Genomic DNA, 11,396 nt, shown 5'->3' with positions numbered 1-11,396 from the left:
GGATATTGGCGCTCCAGCCGGTCCCGGCCGTGTGACACCGCAGGAAGGCCCCCGTTGAACGCGTCGCCCCCGCCCCGCAGCCGGCAGATCCCCGTCATCGTCCTCGCGGGCTTCCTCGGATCCGGCAAGACGACGCTGCTCAACCACCTCCTGCGCCATCGCGCGGGAAACCGCATCGGGGTGATCGTCAACGACTTCGGGTCCATCGAGATCGACGCCATGACCGTCTCCGGGCAGGTCGGCTCCACCGTCTCGCTGGGCGGCGGCTGTCTGTGCTGCGCGGTCGACGCGAGCGAACTGGACACCTACCTGGAGACCCTGACCCGCCCCGCCGCCCGCCTCGACGTGATCGTCATCGAGGCGAGCGGGCTCGCGGAACCCCAGGAACTCGTACGGATGCTCCTGGCCAGCGACAACCCGCACATCGTGTACGGGGGACTGGTCGAGGTCGTGGACGCGGCCGAGTTCGGGGCGACCAGGGAGCGCCATCCCGAGATCGACCGGCACCTGGCCGTCGCCGACCTCGTCGTACTCAACAAGACGGACCGGGCCGGTGAGCAGGAGCGCGCGCACCTCCGGCAGGCCGTCGAGGCGACCGGCAGCACGGCTGCCGTCATCCCCGCCACATACGGACGCATCGACCCGGAACTGCTCTTCGATCCGGCGCTGCGGCCCGACGGCGAGGAGAAGGCGCGCCAGCTCACCTTCGAGGACCTGTACCTGGAGGAGCGCGCGCGGGAGTCCGGTGACGAACACGGGGCACATCTGCACACGGCGTACGAGAGCGTCGACTTCACGTCCGACGTGCCGATGGACCCCCGCCGGCTGATGGAGTTCCTCGACTCGCGTCCCGGGGGTCTCTACCGGATCAAGGGCTACGTCGACTTCGGCGCGGGCGACGTCGACAACGCCTATGCGGTGCACGCTGTCGGCAGGTTCCTGCGGTTCGTGCCGAAGCCCTGGACGCGCGGCGAGCCGCGGCTGACGCGGCTTGTCCTGATCGGCTCCGGCATCGACGCCGACGCCCTGCGCAAGGAACTGGAAGGCTGCCGGACTGCGGGGGAGCCGGGACGGGAAACGGCGCAGGACGCCCCACACGAGCGAGCCATGTGGGGCGTCCTGCGATACGTGCGACAGCCCGGCGACGACGACGCGTAGCGCCGGATCCGCCGGGCCTGCGGCCTACACGGGGCCGGAGATCACCGCGACCGGGCTCTCCAGCGGCGTCCCCGAACCGTCGCGCCGCGGGTCGACCTCGGGCAGCGAGGCCGGTGCGCCGTTCTTCTGCGCGGCCCGGGCCGGCGTCGCACCCGCCCAGGCGAACACCAGCACGTCCTCGCCCTTCAGGAACCGCTGGCAGCGCACCCCGCCGGTGGCCCGGCCCTTGCGCGGATACTGGTCGAACGGGGTGAGCTTGCACGTCAGAACCGAATCGTCCAGCGTGCCGTGCGAACCCGCGACCGTGAACACCATCGCGTCCACCGCCGGATCCACCGCGGCGAACGAGAGCACCCCAGCGCCCTCGGTGAGCTTGACGCCCGCCATACCGCCGGCCGGACGCCCCTGCGGTCGCACCTGCGCCGCCGGGTAGCGCAGCAACTGCGCGTCCGAGGTGATGAAGACCAGGTCCTCCTCGCCGGTACGCAGCTCCGCCGCACCGACGATCCGGTCACCGTCCTTGAGAGTGATGACCTCCAGCTCGTCCTTGTTGGCGGGGTAGTCGGGCACCACACGCTTCACGACGCCCTGCAAGGTGCCGATCGCCAGGCCCGGTGAGGACTCGTCGAGCGTGGTGAGGCAGATGACCTCCTCGTCCGCTTCCAGCGTGAGGAACTCCCCGACCATGGCCCCGCCCGACAGGTTGGGTGCCGCATGGGTGTCCGGCAGCTGCGGCAGGTCGATCACCGCGAGCCGCAACAGCCGCCCGGCGGACGTCACCACGCCGACATCGCCGCGCGCCGTGGCCGGCACCGCCGACACGATCACGTCGTGCTTGGCCCGCTTGGCGTCCTCGGCGAACACGATCGGGTCGTCGTTGGCCGTACGCGCCAGCAGCCCGGTCGAGGACAGCAGTACCCGGCAGGGGTCGTCCGCCACCTCCAGCGGAACCGAGGCGACCTGCGAACCGGCCGACTCCAGCAGCACCGTGCGCCGGTCGGTGCCGAACTTCTTCGCGACCGAGGCCAGTTCCGTAGAGACGAGCTTGCGCAGCTCGGTGTCCGATTCGAGGATCGCGGTCAGCTCGGCGATCTCGGCATTGAGCCGGTCGCGCTCGCTCTCCAGCTCGATCCGGTCGAACCGGGTCAGCCGGCGCAGCGGGGTGTCCAGGATGTACTGCGTCTGGATCTCGCTCAGGGAGAAGTGCTCGATGAGCCGCTCCTTGGCCTGCGCCGAGTTGTCGCTGGAGCGGATGAGGCGGATGACCTCGTCGATGTCGATGAGCGCGACGAGGAGGCCCTCGACCAGGTGCAGCCGGTTGCGGCGCTTGGTCCGGCGGAACTCGCTGCGCCGGCGCACCACGTCGAAGCGGTGGTCGAGATAGACCTCCAGCAGCTCCTTGAGGCCCAGCGTGAGCGGCTGTCCGTCGACCAGCGCCACGTTGTTGATGCCGAAGGACTCCTCCATCGGCGTCAGCTTGTAGAGCTGCTCCAGCACGGCCTCGGGAACGAAGCCGTTCTTGATCTCGATGACCAGACGCAGTCCGTGCGAGCGGTCGGTGAGGTCCTTGACGTCGGCGATGCCCTGCAGCTTCTTCGCCGACACCAGGTCCTTGATCTTGGCGATCACCTTCTCCGGCCCGACGGTGAAGGGCAGTTCGGTGACGACCAGACCCTTGCGGCGCGGCGTGACGTTCTCCACGGCGACCGTGGACCGGATCTTGAACGAGCCGCGGCCGGCGGTGTAGGCATCCTTGATGCCGCCCAGGCCCACGATCCGGCCGCCGGTCGGCAGGTCGGGACCGGGGACGAACCGCATCAGGGTCTCCAGGTCCGCACCCGGATGCTTGATGAGATGGCGGGCGGCGGCGATGACCTCGCCCAGGTTGTGCGGCGGCATGTTGGTCGCCATGCCGACCGCGATCCCGGTCGTGCCATTGACCAGGAGGTTCGGATAGGCGGCCGGCAGGACGACCGGTTCCTGCTCCTGGCCGTCGTAGTTCGACTGGAAGGAGACGGTCTCCTCGTCGATCGACTCCGTCATCAGCGACGTCGCGTCGGCCATCCGGCATTCGGTGTACCGCATGGCGGCCGGCGGGTCGTCGTTGCCGAGCGAGCCGAAGTTCCCGTGCCCGTCGACGAGGGGGAGCCGCATGGAGAACGGCTGCGCCATCCGCACCAGCGCGTCGTAGATCGACGCGTCGCCGTGCGGGTGCAACTTACCCATGACCTCGCCGACCACACGGGCGCACTTCACGAAGCCGCGGTCCGGGCGCAGGCCCATCTCGTTCATCTGGTACACGATGCGGCGGTGCACCGGCTTCAGGCCGTCACGGGCGTCCGGCAGGGCCCGTGAGTAGATCACCGAGTACGCGTACTCGAGGAAGGAGCCCTGCATTTCGTCGACGACGTCGATGTCGAGGATCTTCTCCTCGAAGTCGACCGGCGGCGGGGTCTTCGTGCTGCGGCGGGCCATCGCTGCTGCGACTCCTTCACGGATTCTGTTCGGGCAACCTCAGGTTCTGACGCGCACCATTGTGGACCGCCCCACTGACAACCCGGACCTCGACCCGTCCCAAAGGGCGTTCTCCACCCGTCCCGAGGCGCTCGGAACCCTCTTTCCCGCGAACTTTCGCGGCACGGGAACTTCGCCAGGTGCTGGTGCGCTTGCTTACAGTGGCAGGTCTCGCAGTAAAACCAGTATCGCGATCGAAGGGACGTACATGCCCATGGGTCACACGGCCACAGCCCAGGCCGGCTCCGGCGGCTTGACAGCGACCGAGCACCGTCTGGCCAACGGCCTGCGCGTGGTGCTCTCCGAGGACCATCTGACCCCGGTCGCCGCGGTGTGCCTCTGGTACGACGTCGGTTCGCGCCACGAGGTCAAGGGACGCACCGGTCTGGCTCACCTCTTCGAGCACCTGATGTTCCAGGGTTCCGGACAGGTCAAGGGGAACGGACACTTCGAACTGGTGCAGGGCGCCGGCGGTTCCCTCAACGGGACCACCAGCTTCGAGCGGACCAACTACTTCGAGACGATGCCGACGCACCAGCTGGAGCTGGCCCTGTGGCTCGAGGCCGACCGGATGGGCTCGCTGCTCGCCGCGCTCGACGACGAGTCCATGGAGAACCAGCGCGACGTCGTCAAGAACGAGCGCCGCCAGCGCTACGACAACGTCCCCTACGGCACCGCCTTCGAGAAGCTGACGGCGCTCGCCTACCCGGAGGGCCACCCGTACCACCACACCCCGATCGGCTCCATGGCCGACCTGGACGCGGCGACGCTCGACGACGCGCGGACCTTCTTCCGTACGTACTACGCGCCCAACAACGCGGTGCTCTCCGTCGTCGGCGACATCGACCCCGAGCGCACGCTCGCCTGGATCGAGAAGTACTTCGGCAGCATCCCCTCGCACGACGGCAAGCAGCCGCCGCGCGACGGCGCCCTGCCCGAGATCATCGGTGGCCAGCTGCGCGAGGAGGTCCGCGAGGAGGTCCCGGCGCGTGCGCTGATGGCCGCCTACCGGCTGCCGCACGACGGCACCCGTGAGTGCGACGCCGCGGACCTCGCCCTGACCGTGCTGGGCGGTGGCGAGTCGTCCCGGCTGCACAACCGTCTGGTGCGCCGCGACCGGACGGCCGTCGCCGCCGGATTCGGGCTGCTGCGCCTGGCGGGCGCACCCTCGCTCGGCTGGCTGGACGTCAAGACGTCCGGCGGCGTCGAGGTGGCGCAGATCGAGACCGCGGTCGACGAGGAGCTGGCCCGGTTCGCCGAGGAAGGCCCCACGCCCGAGGAGATGGAGCGCGCTCAGGCGCAGTTGGAGCGCGAGTGGCTGGACCGCCTCGGTACGGTCGCGGGCCGCGCCGACGAACTGTGCCGGTTCGCCGTGCTGTTCGGTGACCCGCAGCTCGCCCTGACCGCCGTGCACCGGGTGCTCGACGTGACCGCCGATGAGGTCAAGGCGGCCGCCAGGGCCCAGCTGCGGCCGGACAACCGGGCGGTGCTGGTGTACGAGCCGGTCGAGCCCGCCGAAGCCGCCGAAGAGGCGGATGCCGCCGCCACCGACACCGACGCGCACGAAGGAGCGGACAAGTGACCGACGCTGCCGCGACTGGAGTTTCGATGGAGTACCACCCGCAGCCCGCCCCCGGAGTGGCCAGGCCCTGGGCCTTCCCCGCCCCCGAGCGGGGCTCGCTGCCCAACGGCCTCACGGTGCTGCGCTGCCACCGCCCCGGCCAGCAGGTCGTCGCCGTCGAGATCTTCCTCGACGCCCCTCTGGACGCCGAGCCCGAGGGTCTGGACGGGGTCGCCACGATCATGTCCCGTGCCCTGTCCGAGGGCACCGACAAGCAGAGCGCCGAGGAGTTCGCAGCCGAGCTCGAGCGGTGCGGCGCCACGCTGGACGCCCACGCCGACCACCCCGGCGTCCGGGTCTCCCTGGAGGTTCCGGCCTCCCGGCTGGCCAAGGCGCTCGGCCTCGTTGCCGAGGCGCTGCGGGCTCCGGCCTTCGCCGACAGCGAGATCGAGCGTCTCGTGGGCAACCGGCTGGACGAGATCCCGCACGAGCAGGCCAACCCGGCCCGGCGTGCCGCCAAGCAGCTCTCCAAGGAGCTGTTCCCGGCCACGGCCCGCATGTCGCGCCCGCGCCAGGGCACCGAGGAGACCGTGGCCCGGATCGACTCCGCGGCCGTGCGCGCCTTCTACGACGCCCACATCCGCCCGTCCACCGCGACCGCCGTGGTCGTGGGCGACCTCACCGGCATCGACCTGGACGCGCTGCTCGCCGACACCGTCGGGGACTGGTCGGGCAACACCGCGGAGCCCCGCCCCGTCCCGCCGATCACCGCCGACGACGCCGGCCGTGTGGTGATCGTGGACCGTCCCGGCGCGGTGCAGACGCAGCTGTTGATCGGCCGGATCGGCGCCGACCGGCACGACAGCGTCTGGGCGGCCCAGGTGCTCGGCACCTACTGCCTGGGTGGCACGCTCACCTCCCGGCTCGACCGGGTGCTGCGCGAGGAGAAGGGCTACACCTACGGCGTGCGGGCCTTCGCCCAGGTGCTGCGCTCGACGGCTCCGGACTCCGCCTCCGGGGCCACGGGCGCCGCGATGCTCGCCATCAGCGGTTCCGTGGACACGGAGTCCACCGGCCCGGCGCTGGAGGACCTGTGGAAGGTCCTGCGGACCCTGGCGGCCGAAGGGCTGACGGACGCCGAGCGCGAGACGGCCGTGCAGAACCTCGTGGGTGTGGCCCCGCTGAAGTTCGAGATGGCGGCGTCCGTCGCCGGCACCCTCGCCGACCAGGTCGAGCAGCATCTCCCGGACGACTACCAGGCGCAGCTCTACGCGCGCCTCGCCGACACCGGCACGGTGGAGGCGACGGCGGCCGTGGTCAACGCCTTCCCGGAGGACCGGCTGGTCACGGTTCTCGTCGGGGATGCCGCGCAGATCGCCGACCCGGTCCGGGCCCTCGGCATCGGTGAGGTGTCGGTCGTGACCGGCTGAGCACACCGGTCGTCTCGCCCGGTATCCGGGCAAACGGAAGAGCGACGGAAGGTCCCGGCGGAGCAGCCTCCGCCGGGGCCTTCCGTTTTGTCCGCTTTGGGGGAGAGGCTGCCTTTCTGCCCTGTGGGATGCGCTACAAAACAGCCTGTCCGTTTGGTGACGGGAAGTGCCCCCGCTTAGCGTCGGCTCGGCTGTCCGCCACTCGTATGCCGCATCCGTGACGTACCGGGCAGTCATCGCCGAGTCCCCGTCAGGCGCGAGCCTGGGGAGCCGGGGACCCACGCAGTCCCTGGGGTGAATCGGATGGCCGTGTCCCGTACGGGACCGGTGATCCGTAGGAGACCTTCCTGCTCCGAACCCGTCAGCTAACCCGGTAGGCGAGAAGGAAGGAAAGGACCAGCCACTTCATGGCGTTCACCCGTGCCACCGGGAAGCATCGTGCCCCGGGCCGCCTGACGCGCACCGGCGCGAAGGCTGTCGGCATCGCGACCCTGGCCACCACCGGCGTCATCGGAGGACTGGCCTCCCCGGCCCTCGCCGCGGACACCGGGACCCCCGCCGTCGGCGACACCGGCCTCACCCAGGTCATCGCCATCGAGAACGTCCTCGCCGAACGGATCGACGCCCAGGCGGACGCGCAGCAGCACCAGGCCGACGTCGCCGAGAAGAAGGCCGAGGCCGCCGCGAAGAAGAAGGCCGAGGCCAAGAAGAAGGCCGAAGCCAAGGCCAAGGCTGCCGCGAAGGCGAAGGCGAAGGCGAAGGCCGCCCGGGCCGAGGAGGCCCGCGAGAGCGCCGTCCGCGCCGCCCGTTCCGCCGAGCGCACCCGGCTCGGCTCCTTCCAGCTCCCCGTCGCCGGTTCGTACGTGAGCACCGGCTACAAGTCCAGCGGCTCCATGTGGTCCTCCGGCAGCCACTCCGGCATCGACTTCCACGCCGCGTCCGGCAGCTCCGTCGTCGCCGTCGGCGCCGGCACGGTCGTCGAGGCCGGCTGGGGCGGGGCGTACGGCAACAACATCGTGCTGCGGATGACGGACGGCACGTACACCCAGTACGGCCACCTCTCCTCGATCGGCGTGTCCGTCGGCCAGAGCGTCGGTGCCGGCCGGCAGATCGGCCTCTCCGGCTCCACCGGCAACTCGACCGGCCCGCACCTCCACTTCGAGGCCCGCACCACGCCGTCGTACGGCTCCGACATGGACCCGGTCGCCTACCTGCGCGCCCATGGCGTCTCCGTCTGACCGACCCGCGACCCCTCGATCGAGGCCCCGGCACCACGCCGGGGCCTTCGTCGTGTCCGCGTGCCGCGGCCTCCCGCGGCGGTCGTGCCGGAACGGCCCGGTGACCAAAAGATATTCATGAATTTCCACCCGCCGTCGGAAATGCGACCGCATTGCAATAGAGTCGCAGGACAGGCGTCGATCGGCCGCGTTCCGCGGGGATTAAGGCGGAGGTTCGGACATGCGCATTCCGGCGCATTCGGTATGCACGGCAATCCGTGATGACATCGTCTCGGGTGTCTTCGAACGCGGCAGCCGACTCACCGAGGAGGTGCTCGCACGGCGTTACGGGGTCTCCCGGGTGCCGGTACGGGAAGCGCTGCGCACCCTGGAGTCCGAAGGGTTCGTGGTCACCCGCAGGCACGCCGGAGCCTGCGTGGCCGAGCCCACCGAGCAGGAGGCCGCCGACCTCCTGGAGGTCCGGATGCTACTGGAGCCGCTCGGCGCGGCCCGCGCCGCCCACCGCCGCTCGGACGCGCACCTCAAGGTGTTGCGTGGCCTGGTCAGGCTCGGTCAGGAGCGCGCCCGCCGGGGCGAGGGCGAGGACCTGCGCTCCCTCGGCGGCTGGTTCCACGAGACGCTCGCGCAGGCCTCCGGCAGCCCCGGCCTGATCGCGCTGCTCACCCAGCTACGGCACAAGACCACCTGGATGTACGCGCTCGAGCCCCCGGCCCGTCCGGCCGATTCATGGGCCGAGCACGGGGCCATCGTGGACGCCGTGGCGCGCGGGGATGCGGAGAGGGCGCGGGCGCTGACCGCCCAGCACGCCGAGCGGGCCGCCGCCGAGTACCGGCTGCGCCGCCCAGGGCGGGAGTCCGCCGCGGCCCGGACCGGCCGGGTGAGGACTTCGCAACATGCCGTAAACACCCCGAGCGGCCGGCATTAACAATTGGGCCGTATACAAAGAGTGGGCATTTCGAAGAGCTTTCTTTCTGCTGCCCGAATTCGCTCCGGCGGGGCAATTCGGCGACCCGCGCCTTTTGGGCGGGGCGAAGAGCGGAACAAAAGAGCCGCGGCACCCGGTCGAGGGTGTCGCGGCTCTTTCGCGGGAATTCCCGCGGTCATGACCCGTCGGGGTCAGACGGTCTCCGGAAGCTCGTCGAGCCCCTCGGCGACCAGCTTGGACAGACGGTCCAGAGCGGCTTCGGCGTTGTCGGCCTCGGACGCGAGGACGATCTCCTCGCCGCCCTGCGCACCCAGCCCGAGCACGGCGAGCATGGAGGCCGCGTTCACCGGGTTGCCATCGGCCTTGGCGATGGTCACGGGGATACCGGAGGCCGTGGCGGCACGGACGAAGATGGAAGCGGGGCGGGCGTGCAGGCCCTCGGCCCAACCGACGTTGACGCGGCGCTCAGCCATGGTTCTGCCCTTCACGAATCAATGGTTGTCTAGACCAGTCTCTCATGCAGTGCGCGATGCTCCGGCCGACCCGCGGACCGCTTTCCACCCGCGCCGCACCGTCGCCCGGCAAGCCTCAGACTGCCCCGGCCCCGGCACCCACGCGACCGCTGGCGGAGCCGTAGGCTTTGCCCATGCAGCCCTCTCCGGAGCAGAGTCCGCATCACGCCTACCCCGATCACTGGGAGGCGGACGTGGTGCTCCGCGACGGCGGCACCGCCCGCATCAGGCCCATCACCACGGACGATGCCGACCGGCTGGTGAGCTTCTACGAGCAGGTCTCCGACGAGTCGAAGTACTACCGCTTCTTCGCTCCCTACCCCCGGCTCTCCGCCAAGGACGTCCACCGCTTCACCCATCACGACTACGTCGACCGGGTGGGACTGGCCGTCACGGTGGGCGGCGAGTTCATCGCCACGGTCCGCTACGACCGGATCAACGCGCAGGGCAGGCCCGCGTCGGCCCCGGCCGACGAGGCCGAGGTCGCCTTCCTCGTCCAGGACGCCCACCAGGGCCGAGGCGTCGCCTCGGCCCTGCTCGAACACATCGCGGCCGTCGCCCGCGAACGCGGCATCCGGCGCTTCGCCGCCGAGGTGCTCCCCGCCAACAACAAGATGATCAAGGTGTTCCGGGACGCCGGGTACACCCAGCAGCGCAGCTTCGAGGACGGCTCCGTCCACCTCACCCTCGACCTCGAACCGACCGCCGAGTCGCTCGCCGTCCAGCGCGCCCGGGAACAGCGCGCCGAGGCCCGCTCCGTGCAGCGCCTGCTCGCCCCGGGCTCCGTCGCCGTCATCGGCGCGGGCCGCACCCCGGGCGGCGTCGGCCGGACGGTCCTGCGCAACCTCCTGGGCGCCGGTTTCACCGGCCGCACCTATGCCGTGAACAGCGCGTTCGCCGCCGATCAGGCCACCATCGACGGCGTACCCGCCCACCGCTCCCTCGGCGAGATCGGTGAACCGGTCGACCTCGCCGTCGTCGCCGTCCCCGCCGACCGGGTGCCCGAAGCCGTCGCGGACTGCGGGGAACACGGCGTCCAGGGGCTCGTCGTCCTGTCCGCCGGCTACGCCGAGTGGGGGGCCGAGGGCCGCGAACGCCAGCGCGAACTGGTGCGCCAGGCCCGCTCGTACGGCATGCGGATCATCGGCCCGAACGCCTTCGGCATCATCAACAACTCCGAGGCGGTCCGGCTCAACGCCTCCCTCGCGCCCGAGCGCCCCGCCTCCGGACGCATCGGGCTGTTCACCCAGTCCGGCGCGATCGGCATCGCCCTGCTCTCCGGCCTCTACCGGCGCGGGGCGGGGCTCTCCACGTTCATCTCCGCCGGCAACCGCGCCGACATCTCCGGCAACGACTTCCTCCAGTACTGGTTCGAGGACCCGGACACCGACGTCGCCCTGCTGTACCTGGAGTCGCTCGGCAACCCCCGCAAGTTCACCCGCCTCGCCCGGCGGACCGCGGCGGTGAAGCCGGTGGTCGTGGTGAAGGGCGCCCGGCACAGCGGCTCGACGCCGCCCGGCCACGCGGTCCCCGTCAGCCGGATCCCGGACGCGACGGTCTCCGCGCTGATGCGGCAGGCGGGCGTGATCCGCGTCGACACGGTCACGGAGATGGTCGACGCGGGCCTGCTCCTCGCCGACCAGCCCCTCCCGGCCGGCGGGCGGGTCGCGATCCTCGGCAACTCGGAGTCCCTCGGGCTGCTCACGTACGACGCCTGCCTGGCGGAGGGGCTGCGCCCGCGCCCGCCCGTAGACCTCACCACGGCCGCCACCCCGCAGGACTTCCGGGACGCGCTGTCCGCGGCCCTGGCCGACGACGGCTGCGACGCGGTCGTCGTGACGGCGATCCCGTGGGTGGGCGAGAACGGCGAGGCCGAGTCCGGTGACGGCGAGGTCCTGGCCACGGCCCTGCATGCGGCGGCAGCCACCGGTCCCGCCAAGCCGGTGGCCGTGGTCCATGTGGAGATCGGCGGCCTCGCCGAGGCCCTGGCCGCCGCGACCAGCACCGTGGCACAGCAGCGCCCGGCAACGGCGTCACCCGCCCCCCGCGTACCGGGAC

At 71.1% G+C, this 11,396-nt stretch carries 8 protein-coding genes and 1 riboswitch; of the genes, 6 read left to right on the top strand and 2 right to left on the bottom strand.

Annotation, left to right across the window (positions count from 1 at the left end; genetic code table 11):
- The first annotated feature begins 54 nt into the window (after nucleotides 1-54).
- A complete protein-coding gene (locus JGS39_RS28905; RefSeq protein WP_219572553.1) occupies nucleotides 55-1,158 on the top strand; it encodes a CobW family GTP-binding protein in 1,104 nt (367 codons plus the stop codon).
- A 24-nt stretch (nucleotides 1,159-1,182) separates the two neighbouring features.
- Here the strand turns inward: JGS39_RS28905 and JGS39_RS28900 are convergent, their stop codons facing one another.
- The gene (locus JGS39_RS28900) at nucleotides 1,183-3,633 is read right to left on the bottom strand and encodes a DNA gyrase/topoisomerase IV subunit A (protein WP_219572552.1); all 2,451 of its coding nucleotides are present in this window, start codon (nucleotides 3,631-3,633) and stop codon (nucleotides 1,183-1,185) included.
- A 247-nt stretch (nucleotides 3,634-3,880) separates the two neighbouring features.
- Here JGS39_RS28900 and JGS39_RS28895 point away from each other — a divergent pair, with 247 nt between their 5' ends.
- The 4 genes from JGS39_RS28895 to JGS39_RS28880 all read left to right on the top strand — a co-directional run bounded on the left by JGS39_RS28895 (nucleotide 3,881) and on the right by JGS39_RS28880 (nucleotide 8,826).
- Nucleotides 3,881-5,254, top strand: a complete 1,374-nt coding sequence (locus JGS39_RS28895) for a M16 family metallopeptidase (protein WP_219572550.1) — start codon at nucleotides 3,881-3,883, stop codon at nucleotides 5,252-5,254.
- Between the two features lie 26 nt (nucleotides 5,255-5,280).
- Complete coding sequence (locus tag JGS39_RS28890; protein ID WP_219572555.1) at nucleotides 5,281-6,663, top strand: M16 family metallopeptidase; 1,383 nt, start codon at nucleotides 5,281-5,283, stop codon at nucleotides 6,661-6,663.
- A gap of 227 nt (nucleotides 6,664-6,890) precedes the next feature.
- A riboswitch (cyclic di-AMP (ydaO/yuaA leader) is annotated at nucleotides 6,891-7,057 on the top strand.
- Between the two features lie 13 nt (nucleotides 7,058-7,070).
- Nucleotides 7,071-7,901 (top strand): M23 family metallopeptidase, encoded by an 831-nt coding sequence (locus JGS39_RS28885; RefSeq protein WP_219572548.1) that lies wholly within the window; start codon nucleotides 7,071-7,073, stop codon nucleotides 7,899-7,901.
- A 220-nt stretch (nucleotides 7,902-8,121) separates the two neighbouring features.
- On the top strand, nucleotides 8,122-8,826 hold the full coding sequence (locus tag JGS39_RS28880) for a GntR family transcriptional regulator (protein ID WP_219572547.1): 705 nt from the start codon (nucleotides 8,122-8,124) through the stop codon (nucleotides 8,824-8,826).
- A 191-nt stretch (nucleotides 8,827-9,017) separates the two neighbouring features.
- Here the strand turns inward: JGS39_RS28880 and JGS39_RS28875 are convergent, their stop codons facing one another.
- Nucleotides 9,018-9,299 carry an HPr family phosphocarrier protein gene (locus tag JGS39_RS28875; RefSeq protein WP_123462851.1) on the bottom strand — a complete coding sequence of 94 codons (282 nt, stop codon included), beginning with the start codon at nucleotides 9,297-9,299 and terminating at the stop codon, nucleotides 9,018-9,020.
- Between the two features lie 173 nt (nucleotides 9,300-9,472).
- Between JGS39_RS28875 and JGS39_RS28870 the strand changes: the two genes are divergently transcribed.
- A partial coding sequence (locus JGS39_RS28870; RefSeq protein ID WP_219572545.1) for a GNAT family N-acetyltransferase occupies nucleotides 9,473-11,396 on the top strand: 1,924 nt, incomplete at its 3' end.

This window comes from Streptomyces poriferorum, assembly GCF_019399235.1.
Taxonomy (GTDB): Bacteria; Actinomycetota; Actinomycetes; order Streptomycetales; family Streptomycetaceae; genus Streptomyces; species Streptomyces poriferorum.
Note: the sequence above shows the minus strand (reverse complement) of the source record. Positions and strands in the feature narration are given on the sequence as shown.

Coding starts and splice junctions, on each gene's coding strand:
- JGS39_RS28900 (WP_219572552.1), bottom strand. CDS start 3,633: ATGGCCCGCCGCAGCACGAAGACCCCGCCGCCGGTCGACTTCGAGGAG.
- JGS39_RS28895 (WP_219572550.1), top strand. CDS start 3,881: ATGCCCATGGGTCACACGGCCACAGCCCAGGCCGGCTCCGGCGGCTTG.
- JGS39_RS28890 (WP_219572555.1), top strand. CDS start 5,281: ATGGAGTACCACCCGCAGCCCGCCCCCGGAGTGGCCAGGCCCTGGGCC.
- JGS39_RS28885 (WP_219572548.1), top strand. CDS start 7,071: ATGGCGTTCACCCGTGCCACCGGGAAGCATCGTGCCCCGGGCCGCCTG.
- JGS39_RS28880 (WP_219572547.1), top strand. CDS start 8,122: ATGCGCATTCCGGCGCATTCGGTATGCACGGCAATCCGTGATGACATC.
- JGS39_RS28875 (WP_123462851.1), bottom strand. CDS start 9,299: ATGGCTGAGCGCCGCGTCAACGTCGGTTGGGCCGAGGGCCTGCACGCC.